The sequence below is a fragment of the Verrucomicrobiia bacterium genome (assembly GCA_035495615.1).
GTDB lineage: Bacteria > Omnitrophota > Omnitrophia > Omnitrophales > Aquincolibacteriaceae > DATJFP01.
The window spans coordinates 1-18,028 of the sequence record DATJFP010000076.1; the positions used below are offsets into that span (position 1 = coordinate 1).

Genomic DNA, 18,028 nt, shown 5'->3' on the forward strand with positions numbered 1-18,028 from the left:
CCCGCGAATCCTTACCGCTGGTACGATTACGTGACCAACGACGAGCGCGCCCAGATCAACCATGAGCAGGCGCTCTTCAACAATAAGATCGTGACCGACTGCGGCAACGTGGATCCGATGGGCGTTTATTAGCCCGATGACCGCTTCCGAAAAAGGAGCCGCGTCCATCCGCCTGTTTGCTGGAGTTAATAAAGAGGCCGCCTGATCCGAAATATTAGCAGCGTCCAAACTGCGGAGGCGTCTTTGCCATTTCCCGGCCGCCTCACTCCCGCAAGAATCCGGACATCAATCGATGGTATATGTTTTGGAAGAAGAAGTCCTCATGGAGCGTTACCGCAAAGGGGACGCCTCCGCTCTCAAAAGCCTCATCAAACTTTACGAGCAGAAGATTTTTGCGTTCTGCTTCTATGCCGTGGGCTGCGATGCGGACAAAGCCTATGAGGCCGCGGTTTCCGGCTTTGTGAATGCTGCCCGCTCGATTCCCTCGCTCGGTGGAAAGGCGTCATTCTTAAAGCAGCTTCTCCGGCAGGCGATCACGGCCTCGAAACAATCCCATGCGCTGCTTTCGCCGGACAACTCGGAGTCTTCCGCGGCGAAGCTGGAGATCCGCAAAATCGTGAAGCGGGCGCTGCTCGCGCTTCCGTTCGAGATGAAAGTTTTCCTGCTCCTGAGAGACCAGTTAAACCTTTCTTACGAACTCATGGCCTCCGTGCTCGGAAAATCCGGAACTGATATCAAAATGGAGCTCGCGCGCTCCCGCAAACAACTGCGGGAGAACATCGAAGCAATCATGGCAAACCGGGACTCCCTTTCATGAACTGCCGCGACGTCGAAATGCAGGTCCGCCCGCTGCTTGAAGACCTCCTTGCGGAAGAGGAATATCAGGAGGCACACCGCCACATCGAAAGCTGCCCCAACTGCCGCCAATACGTGAGCGCCATTGGGTCGATCTCGCATATGCTCAAGGAGCTTGGCGACATCCCGGCGCCGAGAGACCTGGCCGATTCCATCCTTTTTCGCCTGCAGTCAGGGAAAGGAGAAGCCAAAGCCGGGACCGGAAGCGCCGGCAGACGGAAGTTTCATCCCGCGGCGGCCGCTGCCGCTGTCACGGCCATCCTCGTGGCCGCCTTTTTCCTGCGCCATGGGGCGTCTTCCGGAAAAAAGGTGTCTCCGGCTCCTGCTCAAGCCGGCTCTGCGGCACTGAGCGTGATCGCGCGGGAAATCCCTACGGATGAGGCTGCCCAAGCCTATGAAAAGCTGAAAACGATTTCAAATGCGCTGGAGACCGTGGACCGGCAGAAGGCCGGGGCTCCGGTACCCATCGTGAAGAGCAAGTCCTTGTCCGGGCCCGCCGTTTTTTCGGCCGGTTCCCGCGCGGGGCAGAAGGTCGTGTCCGTCCATTGGGACTTTTCGCCGTCAGATGAGCAGGAAGGGGAGGAGATGTTCAAGGCCCTTGAAAAAGCCGGGCTCCCTTACGTCTACAAGCACCCGGACTTCGCAGTGGTGCGGTTTTCCCCGCCCCAATTCGAGGAATTCGTGCAGGAAACAAAACCGCTGATCCCGGGTGCTTTTAAGGATGCCAATTTTGATGCTATTGCGGCGCAAGACCAGGTGCAGGTATCCGTGTATGCTGGAAAAAGCCAGGCCGCGCCGGATTTCCTGCACTGGCATGCCGCGCTTCCGCTCAGGCTCGGCGCGCGGCTGAGAGACACTCTCCTTGAGATGGGAGCAACGCTGGATTTTGATTCGCCCGGGCTTGTCATCGCGGGCATCCCGTCGTCGGACGTGAAGGCGCTGTCGCTGGCCATCCAGGCGCTCGAAGGTGTTTCCGTGGAATCCCCGTTTCCGTCTCCGGAAGTGCCTCCCGGCTTTTCTTACAGGATCCTGGTTTCAATTTTTCTGACGGAGGCTTGACCATGCCTAAAATCCTGGTCATCGATGACGAACTTGCGATTCGGGAACTCCTGGCAACGGCATTGGGTCTCGAAAATTTTGAGGTGACGACGATGCCGCGCGCCAGCCAGGCCCTCGCGGCCATGGAGCGCGAGGCTTACGATCTTGTCCTTACGGACTTGAACATGCCGGATGAATCAGGACTTTCGTTGATTAAAAAAATCCGCAGCGCGCAGAGCAGGGTTCCGATCGTCGTCTATTCCGGCTATATCACAACGGAAATGCAAATGCAGTTGAGACAGGCGGGCGCCACCGAGATCCTTGAGAAAGGCGGCGCAATCAAGATCCTGCTGGATCAGGTACGGAAAATTTTGAGCGCGCGGGACCGCCTTCCAAGGCCGTCTTCCGGGAAGGGCGTGAAAAATATCCTCATCGTCGACGATGAACAACCGGTCCGGGACGTTTTGGAGCTTTTTTTCGAAAAAAAAGGTTACCGTATCCGCAAGGCGGCAAACGGGACGGAGGCGCTCGCCATGGCCGCCGAAGAAAAGCCCTCCATTGTTTTGCTGGACATGGACATGCCCGGCATGAACGGGCTGGAAGTCCTCGAAAAACTGAGAAACGCTTATCCGAATCTCGGAGCGCTGATTATGACCGGGGCCTCCCGAGATCAGGAATCGGTCCAGAAGGCGCTGGCCTTAGGCGCCTATGGTTATATCCTGAAGCCTTTTGATTTTTTGTACCTCGAGCTCGTGGTTACCTCGAAACTCCTGATCGCCGAAGAGCCGTGATCCCGAGAAGAGGGTTAAGAACCCGCTTTATTTTGCCGTGTATTTCACAAGCGGCCGTTGGGTGCGGGACAAAATGAGGCGGCAAAGCCGCCGGTTGGAACAGGAAGCCTTCATGAAAAAAATATTACTCTTGATGTTCCTGCTGCTCGCCCTTTTCTCGTCCCGGCTTTGGGCCGCGGACATGGCCGCGGGCCCGAAAGGCGAAGCGGCGGCCCGGGGATTTGTGGAAGAGCTGCTGAACGGGCCGGAGAATGTGATTTACGCGTTCGTGGACCCGGAAGTCAAAGCCACGACGTCCGAAGACGCGATCCTCGACACCGTGCAGCAGATCAAAAAACTGATTCCCAAAGTCGACAGCATCCATTACCTGCGCGCGTACCAGAACGCCGAGAGAAAAGACCTGGTAGCCTTCGAATATGAAGTGGCCTCCGGGAATTCGGCGTATACCGTGACCGTGGTGCTCAAGCAAAAAGACGAAAACCATTTCACGGTTGCCGGCTTTCACACGACCATGAAGCCGCGGAAACTGACGGACACCAAAGGCGCGACGCCGTTTCATTTCGTGATGATCCTGCTGGCCGCGGCCTGCGTCCTCGCGACGCTCGCGAGCCTCGGTTATTTCGCCACGCGCAGGAACGACCCGAAAAAATGGGTGTATGCCGCGGGCTCTCTCATTGGATTTCCCGTGGGTCTCGGCCTCAACTGGACGACCGGCGCGATCCTGCTGCGGCTGGGCTTCAATATTCCGCCTGTCAGTTTCTCGGCGCCCGCGCAGCATCCCGGCATGTGGACGATCACGGTTTTCTTTCCTCTCGGCCTTTTTTTCATGATCTGGCACATGAGGAAAAGCAAAAAAGAACCCCCGGAGGGAGCCTCGCTATGAAACTCAAACTGGATTTTCACGATGTCGGCTGGTGGTACTGGCTGGCGACCTGGATCATGATCACGGCCGGCCTCGCGGGGTGGGAGGCGGGATTCTACATGGCCGCGGGCCTCGCGGCCTGGCAGATCGGGCATTATGCGCGCCTCGAAAAAAATCCCAAGGCGTTTTCCGTGCAGGTGCGGGCCGGATTTTTCCTGCTCATGGTGCTGGGGTTCATTCGCCCGCTGCGGTTCATTTACTGGATTCCTTTCACCGGGCTCATCGCCCGGCTCCTTGTCAACTACTGCTGCCTGGCGCGGGCCATGTCGCTGCTTCCCTGGAACCGCAAAGAGCCTCTCAGCGCCGGGCTTTTAAGGCGCACATTTCTGTCTCCGCCGACCGACGGGCCCATCGTCGGGCCATAGTCCCGTTTCGGGAAGAGCCTCACCGCAATTTCTTCTTTTCCCCGATTTTACGCGCACGCCTTCAGGAAGAGGATTCTTCCATGAAGCAGCCGCCGCAGACGCCGCCAAAGACACCAGAAGACCGCAAGCTCGAAAGCGCGCGCTGGCGTCTTTCCCGCAATCTGCACGACATGACCGACAAGGCCATGATTTTTCTTTCCCTTGTCTGGCTGCTTCTCGTCATCCTGGAGTTTTCCGGCAGCACGAACCCGCATATGGAAGCGTTCCTTTATTTTATCTGGATCGTTTTCATCGTGGACTTCGTCGTTGAATTCCTGATCGCGCCGCGCAAAAAAAAATACCTGGCTTCGCAATGGCTGATGGCGGTGTCGCTCCTTCTGCCCGCGTTCAGCATTTTCCGTGCGTTCCGGGCCTTCCGGGCGCTCCGGGCCCTGCGCTCGGCGCGTTCCGTCAGCCTCCTTCGGATGATTACGTCCGTCAACCGCGGCATGCATTCGGTAAAAGTCACCCTGCGCCGGCGCGGGATCGGATATCTCGTCGTCATCACGTTCCTGGTCGCATTGGCCGCCGCCGCCGCGATCCTGAATTTTGAAAATCCGCAGAGCCTGGCCGAAGCGGGGAAGACCGGGCCCGGCATTTCCACTTACGGAGACGCGCTGTGGTGGTCGGCCATGATCCTGACGACGCTGGGTTCGGAATACTGGCCCAAAACCCTGGAGGGCCGGATCCTGTGTTTCCTGCTTTCGGCATATGCCGTGGGCGTTTTCGGGTACATCACCGCGTCGATCGCGAGCCACTTCATGGGCGTGGATATCGGGCCGCAGAAAAAAGAGGAGGAGAAGCGCGCCGCCTGATCCCCAAGTTTAGCCGGATCCGTGCCGATATAATTTTCCATGACGAAATGGAAATGGTTTTGGCCTCTGGTCGGGTTTGCATTCGCGCTTGTCGCCGCGGATGCGGTCAATGCCGCGCTGGGCTGGCCTTCATGGCTCCTGAAATTTCTGTTCGATCTCGAGCGCGAAAGCACGATCCAGACGTGGTTTTCCAGCATCCTCTGGTTTGCCTGCGCCGAAGCCTGTTACGGCTGCGCGTCGATCGAAAAAAGAAATCCGGCCCGGAACTCCTGGCTGTTTCTTGCCGCGGTGTTCGCTTTCTGCTCGCTGGACGAAGTCGTCTCCCTTCACGAGCACATCGGACATTCCCTTTTCCGGATGGCGACTTCCGAAGAAACGTTCCGTTCCTTTCCCCATTCCAGCTGGGTCATCGGGCTGGCGCCCGTGCTGCTGGCTGGCGCGGCCGCCGTTTATAAAGTCTTCGGGACCTGTTTTAAAGAGTCGCCGCGGGCGGGGCGGGCCGTCATTTGCGGATTTACGATCCTGCTGCTTGGCGCTGTCGGCATGGAATTCATTTTTGCGCGTGACGCGAGAAGTTCGCCGTTCATAAACGGGCTCGAGCCGGTTCTCGAAGAATTCCTGGAAATGTTCGGCGTGATCCTGATGCTCTGGGGCTTAAGGGCCCGACGGGCCTTTGTGAATGACGCCGTCCACCGGGATCTCTGGGAATAGCGCGGGAAAACGGGAAGGTGCGGGATGAAAAAAAGAACATGGCTTCTTGTCCTTCTAGGCACGGCCGCGGCGCTGGATCTTGCGCATTTCCTCAATTTCGCGTTCGGCTGGCCTTCCTGGTTTCTCCGTTTCCTTTTCGATCTCGACCGTGAAGGCACGATCCAGTGCTGGTTCTCCAATCTCCTCTGGCTTTTATGCGCGCAGGCGGCCTACGACTGCGGCATTCTCGAACGGCGGAAAGCGCCGCGGGTCTCATGGCATGCCCTCGCCGTTGTTTTTCTTCTCTGCTCCGTCGACGAAGTCGCTTCCATCCACGAGCATCTGGGCTATCTGATTTTCCGTTTTTTGAATTCCTTCGAAAGGCTGCAGTACTTCCATCATTCGCATTGGCCCGTCGTCATGTCGCCGCTGCTCCTGCTCGGAGCTTTCGCGATCTACCGTCTTTTCTGGATCTGCTTCGACAACGACCCTCGCGCGGGAAAGCTGGCGGCCATCGGCTTTGCGGTCGCTTTCGTGGGCGCCGTGGTTCTGGATGCCGCCATCAAGATGGACGCGCATACGCCGCCGCTTGCCCTGAACCTCGAGGTCATCGTCGAAGAGTCGCTCGAAATGGCCGGCGTGATCCTGATGGGGCTGGGACTGCGGGAACACCGCGCGTACTTGCGGGCCGCGGCAGGCAGAGAATAGTGTAAAATACCCGCATGGCCGAAGAGACTCCCAAACCCAAGCGCCGCGTCCGGTACAAGGGCACGCATCCGCGCAAATTCGAAGAAAAATACAAAGAGCATCAGCCCGAAAAATATCCGGCGGACGTCGAAAAGGTCGTCAAAAGCGGCAAGACGCCCGCGGGCACGCACCGTTCCGTCATGGTCAAGGAAGTCCTGGAAGCCATCGCGCCGGAGCCGGGGCAAACCGGACTCGACGCGACGCTGGGCTACGGCGGCCACGCGCGCGAACTCCTGGAGCGCCTCTCGCCCGGAGGCCGCCTTTTCGCTTTGGACGTGGACCCGCTCGAAATTACCAAAACGGAAGCGCGTCTGCGCGAGGCCGGTTTCGGGGAAGACCGGCTTGTCGTCCGGCGCATGAATTTTGCGGGCATTCCCAAAATGCTGGGCGAGGCGGGCGGCGGTTTTGATTTCATCTTCGCGGACCTGGGTGTTTCGTCCATGCAGCTCGACAATCCGGCGCGCGGGTTTACCTTTAAATATGAAGGCCCGCTGGACCTGCGCCTGAATCCGGAAAGAGGGCAGCCGGCTTCGGCGCTTCTCAAGAAACTCTCGGCCGAAGAGCTGGAAAAAATCCTATGGCGGAACGCGGACGAGCGTTTCGGTGTCGCCCTTGCCAAAGCGATTTTCGAAAAACGCGACAAGCTCACGACCACGACCGCGCTGGCCAACGTGATCCGGAAAACGCTGGCCGCGCGTCCGCTGCCTCCCGAACCCGATGAAGTCAACAAATCCATCCAGAAGACGTTCCAGGCGCTGCGCATTGAAGTGAATGACGAATTTTCCGCGCTCGAACAATTTTTGAGGAACCTGCCGGTGTGTTTGAAGTCCGGAGGCAGGGCCGTCGTGCTTACGTTTCATTCCGGCGAAGACAAGCGCGTCATGAACGCGTTTCTCGAAGGGATGCAGACCGGAATCTACGCGGCACTCTCCGAAGAAAAAATCGAGCCCGGCCCGCAGGAATGCTACGACAACCCGCGGGCCAAAAGCGCGGTCCTTCGCTGGGCCGTGAAGGCGTAACCTCTTCAAGTGTAAGGCGTTGGCCCCGACGCCCTTCGCAAAATCCTGATAAAAAGCCCCTGATTTCACAAGCTCCCGACCTCGAACGGGGCAATGCCCTGATAGTCCCTTCGTTTCTCCGGGACCTAGAATAAGGCAGTAATAAAAGAAGGGAGTCGCTATGGATCTGGTTTCTCTTATTGTCACGTTGATCGTGGTCGGAGTGCTGCTCTGGCTCATCAACCGGTTCATTCCGATGGACGCGAAGATCAAGAACATCCTGAACATCGTGGTGGTGATCGTCGTGATCCTCTGGCTATTGCAGTCTTTCGGTCTGATCGGAAGCGTGCATAACGTCAAGGTGTCCTAACCGACGCCCGCGGCAAAAAGGCTTGCCTTACTTTTTGCCGTGGGCCTGCCTTTCGGGCATTTGAATAGCATCCGACTGCCTTGCCTGCCGGGATTTGTTGTTGACGTCTTTCGGGCGATAGAGTGTAATTCGACCGGAGGACGGCATGGTCCGGAAGCTGGGTTTATTTTTGATTTTGGGGATGATTCTATCGTGCGCGCGCGAAGCGGCGGCCGGGGACGTGCGCGTCATCAACGGGCCCAACCGCGCGGCACTCGTCGAGCTGTTCAGCTCCGAGGGCTGCGCGACCTGTCCGCAGGCGGACGCCTGGTTCAGCGGGCTTGTCCCAAGCAAGGGCCTTTGGAAAGATTACGTGCCGCTTGTTTTCCACGTCACGTATTGGGACGACCTGGGCTGGAAAGACGTCCTGGCCAAGCCGGCCTACACGGACCGGCAAAGGGCTTATGCGGCAGCGTGGGGGCAGCCCAATGTGTACACGCCCGGCGTGGCATTGAATGGAAAGGAATGGCGCCATTGGCCGTCGGTGCAGGCCCCTCCGGCCGCGAGCGGAAAGGGCGGGACGCTCAGCGCGACCTCGACCGACGGACTGGTCTTTCACGTGCGTTACGATCCCGCGGCCAGAATTTGGTACACCGCGCGCGTTTTCGGCGCGCTGCTCGGCTTCGGCATCGAGCATGACGTGGACAGCGGCGAAAACACCGGCAAGCGGCTGAAGCATGACTTCGTGGTGCTGGATTTAAAGGCCGCGGACTTGAAGCTCGTTTCCGGCGGCTTCGAAGCCGACCTCCACTTCAAAGCGCCCGCGGAAATGCCGGCGAAAACCGGCGTCGCGTTTTGGGTTCTGGAGGGAGAAAGTCTGGAGCCCTTGCAGGCCGCCGGCGGTTTTGCCTCCTGAGTGCGGTTGCCAAAATCGAGGCCGCCGATTACAATACGCGCTATTGAGGTCTCCTTTGAACAAATCCCTGGATCATCTTTTGAATTCTACCCTGGAAACCGCAATTGAGCTGACTCAAGCGGACAAGGGCAACATTCAATTCTTTGACGAGAGCAAAAACGAATTGCGCATCGTGGCGCAGTCCGGCTTCACGCCGCAATTTGTCGAGCACTTCAGGATCGTGCGTCCCGGGTATTGCGCCTGCGGCCTCGCGTTGAAACGCCGGGAGCGGGTCCTTGTCAAGGACATAGCCAAACACCCCGAATTATCGCACCTGGCCCCCATTTTTCTTTCCTACGGCTTTACGGCCGTGCAATCGACGCCTCTTTTTGGGGCCGGAGGCGAATTGTTCGGCGTCCTTTCCACGCATTTCGAAAAGCCGCACGCTTTCCCGCATCCGAATTTGGAAATGCTTGATAAATACATCGTGCATGCCGCTCGCCAGATTTTCGAACTCAACTGAGGAGGCAATCGTGTTCAAAAATTTTTCCCCCAACTTTGCCCTATTGAGCGCAGCATTTCTGCTTTCTTCCTGCGCGGGCGCGCATAAGACCGTCGTCCCGGCCGCCGCGGCTCCCGAAGCCAAGGCTCAGGCCCCGGCCGTGGAGCTGGAAGAAGTCCAGCCCGCGCATGCGCCGGCAGCGAAAGCGGGCGGAACGCTCACGTTTCATTACACGCTGACCAATGCGAAAGGCGAAGTGCTGGATTCTTCCGAAGGCAAAGAACCGCTCACCGTCCGCATCGGCGCGCATGAAATCATCCCCGGGCTCGAAGCCGAGCTTCTCAAGATGAAACCGGGCGAGAAAAAGAAAGTCGTCGTGCCCGCGGACCAGGCCTATGGCCCGCGCTACGAAGGCCGCACGATCCAGATGCCGGCGGACAAGCTGCCTCCGGAGGCCCTGAAAGTGGGGGCCCAGGTCAGCGCGGGGCTGGGCATCGTGTTCACGGTGACTGAAATCAAAGACGGCGTGGTCACGCTCGATGGCAATCATCCGCTCGCGGGCCAGGACCTGACCTTCGACGTCGACTTGCTCTCGGCATCCTGAGGAGGCCTCATGAACCACGACCCGCGTCTTTGGGTTTTCCTCGGCGCCTTTTTTCTTGCCGGCTGCGCCACGGCCCATCGCGATCCCATCCAGACCATGCCGCACGTGGACCTCGACCGGTTCATGGGCGACTGGTACGTCATTGCCAACATCCCGACCTTCGTGGAAAAAGGCGCGCACAACGCGGTCGAGTCTTACGAGCGCAATCCCGACGGCTCGATCGCCACGACGTTCACGTTCCGCAAGGACGGCTTTGACGGAAAGCTCAAAAAGCACAAGCCCAAAGGCTTCGTGCGCGACACGCAGTCGAACGCGGTCTGGGGCATGCAGTTTGTCTGGCCTTTCAAAGGCGATTACCGCATCGTGTACCTGAACGACGATTATACCGAGACCATCATCGGCCGCGAAAAGCGCGATTACGTCTGGATCATGGCGCGCAAGCCGGAAATTTCCGAAGAGGATTACAAGAAGATGGTGGACATCGTGGGCCGCGAAGGCTACGACCTCACGAAACTGCAGAAAGTCCCGCAGCGCTGGGACAAGGCCCCGCAATAAAAATACCTTCACGAGCGGCTGCCCCGGTGATCAGTCCGGGCCCGCCGGTTTTTCCTCCCGTTTCCCGGAATGGCCTGAGAGCCGGTCTTTGGGTTCCGGAATGCTGCATGTCCGGGAATCGGCGATGCGCCGGTAGATTTTTTTGCCGAGCGCCTCGACCGGAGGAAGATAAAGGAAAGGGACGAGCGGCCAAAGCAGCGGCACGCGCTGCGCGACTTTGCGATAGGCCTCATAGCCGCGCCAGACGCGTCCCGCAATAACGCCGTGAATGTCTTTCATCAAGGCTTGTTCATTCAAGTGGCCGAGGCCATGGGACTGGAGCTGAGGCTTGTCCTGCGCACTGATGTAGTCAATTCTCGCGAACACGTCGACGACGCGAAGCGCGGCAACCGTGCGGCGGCAGAGCTTGCAATAAGCGTCGTAGATCAAGACGAGCGGCTCGCGGTAAAGCCGGAGGCCCAGCTTTTTAAAAAGATTGAGGGGATGGGCTTTCATCGCCGTAAGTATAACACGGCGTTTGCCAAACCTTAGCTTGCCAAATCCGGCCCGAGTCTGATAAAAGGGGCCTGCGGCCGTTCAACTTTCCGTGTTTGCGTGAGACGGAGTCCATGAAATCTTCCGACCGGTTCAAACAACTCGGGTTCTTGGGACTGCTCTTTTACGGGCTGTGGGGCGCGGGGCACCCGGACTTTTTTGGGCTGCTGAACGGCGCCAACCTTTTGTTTCATGAAGCCGGCCATCTGATCTTCGGGCTTTTCGGAAGCAGGACGCTGGGCATTTTGGGCGGCACGGTCGGGCAGCTTGTCTTTCCGGTGGGCCTCACGTCGGCATTTTGGCGCCGGGTGAAGCTGGCTTCCGCCTCGGTCATGGCGTGGTGGGTGGGGCAGAATCTGGCCAACATCGGCGCGTACATCGCCGACGCCCGCGATCAGGTCCTGCCGCTGGTAGGCGACGGCACGCATGATTGGCATTATCTCCTGGCTTATTTCCAAGTGCTGCCTTACGATCATTCCATCGGCGGATGCGTCTGGTTTGCGGGCATATTGATCATGCTCGGCGCCTCGATCTGCGGATTCATTTTCTCGGACACGGGAGGGGAATCCCTCCGCCGTCCGCTTCGTAAAAATCAAAAAGTGCCGAAGCCGTATAAAAACAGGGACAAACGGGATCCTTATCTATGAAACGTGTGAGCCTGATTTCCATGATGCTGCTGTTGTTCGTGACGGTTTGCTCTTCTCCGGTCCGCGCGGAAAATGCCCAGGACGAAAAGATGACACCATTCGGCAAGCTCACCGCAACCGAGCGGGCACAGCTTCGCAACAAGGGCGTGCTCGACAAAGATGACAACCTCGGCCCGAATGCTTTTTCAGAGCCGGAACCCGCGTCTCCCTCGTCCGGAACCGCTCCGGCGGCCGAATTGCCGCCGCTCGAGCCCGCGGTCGCCGCTTCCGAAGCGCCGCCTGCGCCGTCTGAAAATCCGGTTCCCGTTCCCGTGCCGGATGCTCAGACTTTGACCAAACCGGAAGTCCTTTCCGAAGCCGCGCCCGAGGCGTCGGTTCCCGCGGAGCCGGCCGCTGTCACCGCGCCTTCTCCCAAAGCGTCTTGAACAGGACGCCGGCGGTCCTTGCTCTTTCCGCCATTTGCGGGGCGCTGCTCTGGTTTCTCTCTCCGCTGCTCACCCACAAAGTGGAGCCTTGGGACGCGGGGATTCTTCCCTATGTTTCTTTCCAGTTTGGGATTGGATTCATCCTGGGAAAATTTTTCAAGCCGCCCCTGTGGCAGGTTCCCGCGGGCCTCGTCGCCGGACAGGCGGCTTATCTTTTGTTTTTTCTCGAAAAGGGATCTCTCTTGCCGCTCGGGCTCATCGTCCTGGGTTTTTTTTCGCTTTCGGCGTTGTTCGGAGTCTTGATAGCCGGATATTTTACTCCGCGTAATTCCCGTTGACGGCGCCTTCCTAAAACGGTAACGTTTCCCCGTTATTCCAAACGGGGAACCCCATGACAAAGCGTTTTTTCCTTTTCCTGACCCTTTTTGTGAGCCTGCTCCCGGCGCGCGTTTTCGCGGAACCCGAAGCCGCGGGACAAGTCGTCGAAGTCCAAGGCTCGGCCAAAGCCTCGGGCGCGCAGGCCGGCGCGCGAACCCTCCAATTGAACGATCCTGTTTTTTCCGGTGACACGCTCCGAACGGGAGCGGACAGTTTTCTGGCCGTCCGGCTCAAAGACCAAAGCTCGCTCACGCTGGCCGCGGACAGCACGCTTGTCCTGGACACCTTCGTTTTCGATCCTGCGAACGCGAAAGGCCAAAGCGTGGCCACGGTGCTGCGCGGTCTTTTTAAGATGGTGAGCGGCGAGCTCGTGAAAAAGGACCCGGAATCGGTGAAAATCAAATTACCGGCCGGAACCATCGGCATCCGCGGGACCACGCTGGCGGCCCGCGTGGAAAACGACAAAACGCTCGTGGTGCTGCTCGGCACGCTGGATCCGGCGACGGGCGAGCTGCGCGGCGGGCATATCACGGTCCAGAATGAAGTGGACGGCGAGCTGCGCGAGTCCGCCATAACGGAAATCGGCCAGGGCGTGAAGATTGAGGGGGTGAATCAGCCGCCGAGCGCCTCGTTCGAAGTTCCCGCCGAAGACATCCAGATTTTCGAAAAGGCCTTGAAGGCCGAGGGGCAGGGAAGGCCCAACCCGTCCCGCGGCCCGGATTCCAAGAGCGCCTTTGACCGGTACATGAAAGAAAAAGGCGCGGCCGGCGTCGGATATCGCAGCGCGGAGGAAAAACCTCCCGCGAAAGCGCAGGACGAGAGCGATGAAGCGCTGGTCGAAGAAGCCAACATGCTCCAGCCGCCCCAGAAAAAGAAAAACGAGGCCGACGTTTCAACGGATTTTTCCAAAGACGAAGACTCCGGCGAGAGCCGGACTTAAAAAGGAGAATTTATGAAGCGATTTTTGAGCCTGGCCCTTCTTTTTGCTTTTACCGGAGCGATGGCCGCGGCGCGTCCAAGCTTGGCGGCGGATGTCCCGGGCACCGCGCAAACGTCCCAAGCCGCCGCGAAGACCTACGACTGGAAAGCCAAGCTGAAGAGAGGCTCTTTGAACGTCGTGACTTCGCCCGTGGAAGTGGCCCGCCAAATCCAGATCACTTCAGAAGAGAGCAGTCTGCTCAAAGGCTGGACCGTGGGTCTGGCCAAGGGGTTCGGTTCCGGGCTTGTGCGGTTTGGCGCGGGAGTGGTGGAGGTCCTGACCTTTCCGTTCGACTTTCCGGTGGAGGGCAAAAGGCCGTGGGTCGAGCCGGAATACGTGTGGGAAAAGCCGGGCGTCAAATACGCCTAGAGCGCGCTTGTTTTTAAAGCGGATTTTGTTATAGTACGTGTCCAGCGGAGAAGAAATGAAGAATCGCATTTTTGTCCCAATTTTATTTCTTGCGCTTGTGTTCTTCGGGATCGGAAACGCGCAGGCCAAAGAGGAAAGCGACGCGTCCTGCCTCACTGCCTGCGACCAGATTCCCGCGGCCGTCCAAGCCTTCCAGAAAATCCATTCCCTCAAGACCGAAGAGGACGAAATCGATTACCTCCTGTACCGCATCCGCCAGGTCAATGCTCAATTTTTCAGAAACGGCGTCACGTATAACGGGGCCGACTCGGCCAAATTCCTGAGATGGAAGATCGGCTGGTATTACAAAACGCATCACGTCAAGATCGAAACGGACGAAGATTTTGTCAAGAAAGTCCTGCAAGGTTCGGAAAAGACAGGCAAGCCTTATCAAATCATCATGCCTGACGGCAGCCGCCACAATGCCCAGCTCGTCATGGCCAACGAAATGAATGCGCTCAATGCCCGCGCCAACACTGTTCCCCAAGCCTCTGTACACGCATGAAATTTCCTGCAGTCCTTTCCCTTGTTTTAGCTCTTTCCGTGATTTGCGCCGCTCCGGCTTTCGCGCACGAGCAGCGCAAAGTCGCGGCCAAATACGACTTCGTGGTGGGGTTCGTCAAGGAGCCCGCTTTCAGCGGCGAAATGAACGGCCTTGACGTGAAAGTATCGCAGGAAGGGCAGCCGGTGATGGGGCTGGAGAATACGCTGAAGGCCAGCGTTTCGAAGGAAGGCGCGCCGCCGATGGATCTCAAGCTCAAGACGCGCTACAAAGAGCCGGGACGCTATGCCGGTTATTTTTTCCCGGCGCAGCCGGGAATTTATTCTTTCCATATCACCGGCGAGATCAAGGGGCAGGCCATCGACCAGACTTTTACGGCGGGCCCCCAAACGTTCAGCCCGGTGGAAGATTCGTCCCCGCTCCGCTACCCGAAGTAAACCCCCGAGTCACGCGGCGAGTTTTCTCTTCAGGCGCTCCTCGTGCGAGATGAGCCGTACCCATTTGCGCATGACCTTGTGATAATGTTCCTTCAGCGCCCCGAGCTGCTGGCTGATGAGCTTCAGAGACGCCGGGTCCGGCGTTTCCGTGTACATCAGGATGTCGCGCAAGGTGTCGAGCTCGTCCTTGTGCGTGTGCGCGAGCACGCGCACGTCATCCGCTTTCGGATTCGTCATGCGGGCAAGCTCATCTTCCAGTTCCGAAAAGGCCTCGCGCAGTCTCTCGACCCTCACTTTGAGAAGCGCGGCCGATATTTGTCCGTCCATCGGCTCCTCCCTTTGTAAAACATCATAACTTCTTTCCGGTTTTTGTCTGTGATGCGGGCCGTGGGAAATGCCCTCGGAAAAAAGCGGGGACCCGGGTAGGGGAGAGCCGGGTCCCTGAAAAACCTGCCGCGGCCTTGAGGCGAATCGCCGGTCGCCATACGGCATGATCACACCAGGTCCGAACGCGCGGCACGGTACGCCTCGCGGTCTTTGTCGCGCAGCGTGTCGTAGCCCGTATCGTAGGTTTTGCCGAACCCGATCTTCCCGAAAAGGCCGTGGCCGCGCGGCACCACCGCTTCGCGGATTTTATTTTTGTTTTCATCCAGCCACTGGATTTTTTTCGAAAGAAGATAAGGCTTCACGAGGACGTGCTGCTTGAACTCGCCGGTTTCGCGGTCCCAGATCTCCTGGGAGGTGAGTTCATTGTCCGCGTTGAACCACTGCTCGCAGTATTTCACGCCCGCGGCGGAAGTATATTCGACGGAGAACGAGGTCATTTCGTTCTTGCCGTTGAAGATCCTGCTGACCTTGGACGAGTCTCCCGCCGGATCATACGTCCATTCCGCGGTCCGGTAGCCGGAAAGGCCGCCTTTGCCGTATTGGTATTTCGCATAGCGGAGAATACGGCCGGTTTCCTTGTCGAACATCCAGCTTTCCAGAAGCCGGTCCTGGCTGTCGAACTTTTGCATCTGCTTGCGGATCTCGCCGTCGAATTCCTCGACCGTGCGCTTTCCGTCGTCATCGATCGTTTCTTTCTTGCTTGCCTGGACCGCGGGAATCTCGACCGGCGCTTCGATGCCCTGCCTTATTTTCAGCGCGGGCGTCTTCACGTCGGCCGGCAAGCCTCCTTCGGCCGCGCCGAATTCCATGGGCGCTTTCGTTTCAAAGGCGACCGGCGCCATCTTTTCCGTGGCGGCCTGCGCGTTCAAGCCGTAAAACAAAACGGGAATCACTAAGAACAGCTGACGGGGAGTGAGTGTTTTCATGGTTGTCTCCTTTTTTCGACCGCGACTATTCTAGCGGCCTGGGGCGCGGGGCTGATAAGGGCAAGCCTCTTGCTCTTGTCCTCCGTCATTCAATAGACGTGTAGGGGAAAGAGGCATGCGCGCCCCGGGGAAAGACGGGGGTCAGGAAACTTTGGGAGCCGGGGGGCGGGGAGGCGAATCCAGGAGCACGATGTCCGGGTATTTGGTCTGAAAGCTTTCCATGGACCAGACCGCGCTGAAGAGAAAGACGGGATTGCCTTTATCGTCGACGGCCCATTGGGACTGGTAAGGCAGAATATCGCTGAACTCGTCCGGGTTCCGGTCCGTCTGCACCCACCGCAGCACTTCCCACGGCATGCGCTCCAGCGTGGAATCCGCGCCGTACTCGCTTTTGAGGCGGTATTGCAGCACTTCGAATTGAAGCGGGCCGACCGCGCCGAGCAGCGGCTCCTGCCTTTGCGCCGCGCCCTGTACCGTGAAGGACTGCACGATGTTTTCGGCGAGCAGGTGCTCCATGCCTTTGCGGAAGGGCTTGTACTTGGCGGGCGAGGGATTATTAAGGTAGCCGAAACACTCGGGCGCGAAGCGGGGGATTTCGCGGTACACAATGGACGCGTCCTCGCTGATCGTGTCGCCCATCAGGAAGTCGGATTTCGCGATGAAGCCGAGAATGTCGCCCGCGTAAGCTTCGTCCACGATTTCGCGGTTTTGCCCGAACAGCGTATGAGAGCCCGAAAGCCGGACTTTTTTTCCGGTGCGCGTGTGCACGGCTTCCATGTCGCGCGTGAATTTCCCGGAGCAGACGCGCATGAAGGCGATGCGGTCGCGGTGCATGGGATCCATGTTCGTCTGGATCTTGAAGATGAAGCCGGAAAAAGCCTTGTGGTCCACCGGTACGACGCGCCCTTCGGCTTTGCGCGGCGCGGGGGGCGGCGCGTATTTCACGAAGCCGTCGAGCAGGAGCTGCACGCCGAAGTTGTTGGCGGCGCTGCCGAAGAAGACCGGCGTGGTATCGCCCTCCAGGACCGAGGCGGGATCAAAGCCCACGTGGACTTCGTCCAGAATCTGAATTTCTTCCATGACCTGCTGGTAGGTTCTTTCATCCATCTTGTCTTTGATCAAAGGGTCGGAAAGATCGTGCACGGTTTCCGGGGCGCGGTACGCGCCGCCCACGGTGCGCTCATAGAGATAGACCTTTTTCTCGAGCCTGTCGTAGACGCCTTTGAAGTCGTCGCCCATGCCGAGCGGCCAGTTGACGGGATAGGCATGGATTTGCAGGCTTTGCTCGATTTCATCGAGCAGCTCCAGCGGCGGCTTGCCCGGCCGGTCGAGCTTGTTCATGAACGTGAAGATCGGGATGCTGCGGTTGCGGCAGATTTCGAAGAGCTTGCGCGTCTGGGTCTCGATGCCTTTGCCCGAGTCGATGACCATGACGACGGCGTCGACAGCCATGAGCACGCGGTACGTGTCCTCAGAGAAGTCTTTGTGGCCCGGGGTATCCAGCAGGTTCATCTTCCAGTCGTGGTAATCGAACTGCAGGAGGGTCGAGCTGATGGAAATGCCGCGTTTTTTTTCCAGCTCCATCCAGTCGGAGGCGGTTTCGCGCTGGCGCTTGCGCGCGGTGACCGAGCCCGCGAGCTGTACGGCGCCGCCGTAGAGCAGGAACTTTTCCGTAAGCGTCGTTTTTCCGGCGTCCGGGTGCGAAATGATCGCGAACGTACGCCTTCTGCCGATTTCATGATTCATGAATGAGTCGTCCTCGGAGGGCCCTTGGCCGTCTGGCGGGGCAAATTGAAAGGTACTTTAAGGTGCCGGAGCCCCCTTTGTCAAACGGGAAGATGTCGGGCTTCATCCGACACGGGTTCCCTCTTTTCCCTTCCGATTTATAGCGCTTTTTCCCCTAGGCCGGTCTTGCGGGACATCTTAAACTCCGCGTGTTTTCACCAGTCGAGGAGGAAACCATGTGCGGTGTTTGCGGCTTTGCTTACCGGGATGCGTCCCGGCCCGTGGATGTTTCGAGGCTTGTCCAGATGCGCGACGTCATGACCTACCGCGGGCCCGACGACGCTGGCCTTTACCACGGCGAGGGCGCGGCGCTTGGATCACGGCGCCTGGCCATCCTGGATTTGTCCGAGCGCGGACGCATGCCCATGGCCACCCGAGACGGCCGGTATCACATCGCCTACAACGGCGAAGTCTACAATTACCGCGAGCTGCGCGCGGAACTCCAGGCCAAAGGG

The 18,028-nt window shown here is 58.6% G+C and carries 26 protein-coding genes; 22 read left to right on the forward strand and 4 right to left on the reverse strand.

The features are described from left to right. Positions 1-292 precede the first annotated feature (292 nt). The 14 genes from VL688_09785 to VL688_09850 all read left to right on the forward strand — a co-directional run bounded on the left by VL688_09785 (position 293) and on the right by VL688_09850 (position 10,165). Positions 293-817 (forward strand): hypothetical protein, encoded by a 525-nt coding sequence (locus VL688_09785; protein ID HTL48332.1) that lies wholly within the window; start codon positions 293-295, stop codon positions 815-817. Then, the gene (locus VL688_09790) at positions 814-1,914 is read left to right on the forward strand and encodes a hypothetical protein (protein HTL48333.1); all 1,101 of its coding nucleotides are present in this window, start codon (positions 814-816) and stop codon (positions 1,912-1,914) included. Before VL688_09785 ends, VL688_09790 begins: the two co-directional genes overlap by 4 nt. A gap of 2 nt (positions 1,915-1,916) precedes the next feature. Further along, the gene (locus VL688_09795) at positions 1,917-2,684 is read left to right on the forward strand and encodes a response regulator (protein HTL48334.1); all 768 of its coding nucleotides are present in this window, start codon (positions 1,917-1,919) and stop codon (positions 2,682-2,684) included. A 112-nt stretch (positions 2,685-2,796) separates the two neighbouring features. Beyond that, positions 2,797-3,567: a hypothetical protein gene (locus tag VL688_09800; GenBank protein HTL48335.1), complete on the forward strand. Its 771-nt coding sequence runs from the start codon at positions 2,797-2,799 to the stop codon at positions 3,565-3,567. After that, positions 3,564-3,971, forward strand: a complete 408-nt coding sequence (locus VL688_09805; protein ID HTL48336.1) for a hypothetical protein — start codon at positions 3,564-3,566, stop codon at positions 3,969-3,971. Before VL688_09800 ends, VL688_09805 begins: the two co-directional genes overlap by 4 nt. A gap of 80 nt (positions 3,972-4,051) precedes the next feature. Continuing rightward, positions 4,052-4,825, forward strand: a complete 774-nt coding sequence (locus tag VL688_09810; GenBank protein ID HTL48337.1) for an ion transporter — start codon at positions 4,052-4,054, stop codon at positions 4,823-4,825. A 39-nt stretch (positions 4,826-4,864) separates the two neighbouring features. Next, entirely contained in the window at positions 4,865-5,536 is a 672-nt protein-coding gene (locus tag VL688_09815) for a hypothetical protein (protein HTL48338.1), read from the forward strand. A gap of 24 nt (positions 5,537-5,560) precedes the next feature. Continuing rightward, the gene (locus tag VL688_09820) at positions 5,561-6,223 is read left to right on the forward strand and encodes a hypothetical protein (protein ID HTL48339.1); all 663 of its coding nucleotides are present in this window, start codon (positions 5,561-5,563) and stop codon (positions 6,221-6,223) included. Positions 6,224-6,237: 14 nt separating this feature from the next. Further along, positions 6,238-7,281, forward strand: coding sequence for a 16S rRNA (cytosine(1402)-N(4))-methyltransferase RsmH (rsmH, locus tag VL688_09825; protein HTL48340.1), 1,044 nt, complete (start codon positions 6,238-6,240; stop codon positions 7,279-7,281). Positions 7,282-7,441: 160 nt separating this feature from the next. Beyond that, complete coding sequence (locus VL688_09830; protein ID HTL48341.1) at positions 7,442-7,630, forward strand: Thivi_2564 family membrane protein; 189 nt, start codon at positions 7,442-7,444, stop codon at positions 7,628-7,630. A gap of 145 nt (positions 7,631-7,775) precedes the next feature. Continuing rightward, positions 7,776-8,525 (forward strand): DUF1223 domain-containing protein, encoded by a 750-nt coding sequence (locus tag VL688_09835; protein ID HTL48342.1) that lies wholly within the window; start codon positions 7,776-7,778, stop codon positions 8,523-8,525. A 55-nt stretch (positions 8,526-8,580) separates the two neighbouring features. Then, positions 8,581-9,027, forward strand: coding sequence for a GAF domain-containing protein (locus VL688_09840; GenBank protein ID HTL48343.1), 447 nt, complete (start codon positions 8,581-8,583; stop codon positions 9,025-9,027). A 10-nt stretch (positions 9,028-9,037) separates the two neighbouring features. Next, the gene (locus VL688_09845; GenBank protein ID HTL48344.1) at positions 9,038-9,610 is read left to right on the forward strand and encodes an FKBP-type peptidyl-prolyl cis-trans isomerase; all 573 of its coding nucleotides are present in this window, start codon (positions 9,038-9,040) and stop codon (positions 9,608-9,610) included. Positions 9,611-9,619: 9 nt separating this feature from the next. After that, positions 9,620-10,165, forward strand: coding sequence for a lipocalin family protein (locus VL688_09850; GenBank protein HTL48345.1), 546 nt, complete (start codon positions 9,620-9,622; stop codon positions 10,163-10,165). Positions 10,166-10,195: 30 nt separating this feature from the next. On the opposite strand, the gene VL688_09855 is transcribed toward VL688_09850, so the two are convergent. Next, positions 10,196-10,660 carry a DUF393 domain-containing protein gene (locus VL688_09855; protein HTL48346.1) on the reverse strand — a complete coding sequence of 155 codons (465 nt, stop codon included), beginning with the start codon at positions 10,658-10,660 and terminating at the stop codon, positions 10,196-10,198. A 113-nt stretch (positions 10,661-10,773) separates the two neighbouring features. Here VL688_09855 and VL688_09860 point away from each other — a divergent pair, with 113 nt between their 5' ends. The 7 genes from VL688_09860 to VL688_09890 are packed head-to-tail and all read left to right on the forward strand — an operon-like array spanning position 10,774 to position 14,475. Further along, positions 10,774-11,346: a hypothetical protein gene (locus VL688_09860; protein ID HTL48347.1), complete on the forward strand. Its 573-nt coding sequence runs from the start codon at positions 10,774-10,776 to the stop codon at positions 11,344-11,346. Beyond that, complete coding sequence (locus tag VL688_09865; protein ID HTL48348.1) at positions 11,343-11,771, forward strand: hypothetical protein; 429 nt, start codon at positions 11,343-11,345, stop codon at positions 11,769-11,771. Before VL688_09860 ends, VL688_09865 begins: the two co-directional genes overlap by 4 nt. Then, complete coding sequence (locus tag VL688_09870; GenBank protein HTL48349.1) at positions 11,768-12,109, forward strand: hypothetical protein; 342 nt, start codon at positions 11,768-11,770, stop codon at positions 12,107-12,109. The genes VL688_09865 and VL688_09870 overlap by 4 nt, the downstream gene beginning before the upstream one ends. Before the next feature lie 53 nt (positions 12,110-12,162). After that, positions 12,163-13,089 carry a FecR family protein gene (locus tag VL688_09875; protein HTL48350.1) on the forward strand — a complete coding sequence of 309 codons (927 nt, stop codon included), beginning with the start codon at positions 12,163-12,165 and terminating at the stop codon, positions 13,087-13,089. 12 nt (positions 13,090-13,101) lie between these two features. After that, complete coding sequence (locus VL688_09880; protein ID HTL48351.1) at positions 13,102-13,497, forward strand: exosortase system-associated protein, TIGR04073 family; 396 nt, start codon at positions 13,102-13,104, stop codon at positions 13,495-13,497. Between the two features lie 55 nt (positions 13,498-13,552). Next, the gene (locus tag VL688_09885) at positions 13,553-14,041 is read left to right on the forward strand and encodes a DUF5329 family protein (GenBank protein ID HTL48352.1); all 489 of its coding nucleotides are present in this window, start codon (positions 13,553-13,555) and stop codon (positions 14,039-14,041) included. Continuing rightward, positions 14,038-14,475 carry a FixH family protein gene (locus VL688_09890; protein HTL48353.1) on the forward strand — a complete coding sequence of 146 codons (438 nt, stop codon included), beginning with the start codon at positions 14,038-14,040 and terminating at the stop codon, positions 14,473-14,475. The genes VL688_09885 and VL688_09890 overlap by 4 nt, the downstream gene beginning before the upstream one ends. 9 nt (positions 14,476-14,484) lie before the next feature. On the opposite strand, the gene VL688_09895 is transcribed toward VL688_09890, so the two are convergent. The 3 genes from VL688_09895 to VL688_09905 form a co-directional block, all read right to left on the reverse strand. Further along, complete coding sequence (locus tag VL688_09895; GenBank protein ID HTL48354.1) at positions 14,485-14,802, reverse strand: hypothetical protein; 318 nt, start codon at positions 14,800-14,802, stop codon at positions 14,485-14,487. 167 nt (positions 14,803-14,969) lie between these two features. Further along, positions 14,970-15,788 carry a hypothetical protein gene (locus tag VL688_09900; GenBank protein ID HTL48355.1) on the reverse strand — a complete coding sequence of 273 codons (819 nt, stop codon included), beginning with the start codon at positions 15,786-15,788 and terminating at the stop codon, positions 14,970-14,972. A gap of 141 nt (positions 15,789-15,929) precedes the next feature. Beyond that, positions 15,930-17,534: a peptide chain release factor 3 gene (locus VL688_09905; GenBank protein ID HTL48356.1), complete on the reverse strand. Its 1,605-nt coding sequence runs from the start codon at positions 17,532-17,534 to the stop codon at positions 15,930-15,932. A 215-nt stretch (positions 17,535-17,749) separates the two neighbouring features. Between VL688_09905 and VL688_09910 the strand changes: the two genes are divergently transcribed. After that, positions 17,750-18,028 (forward strand): asparagine synthetase B (locus VL688_09910; protein HTL48357.1); only part of this gene is annotated, 279 nt, incomplete at its 3' end.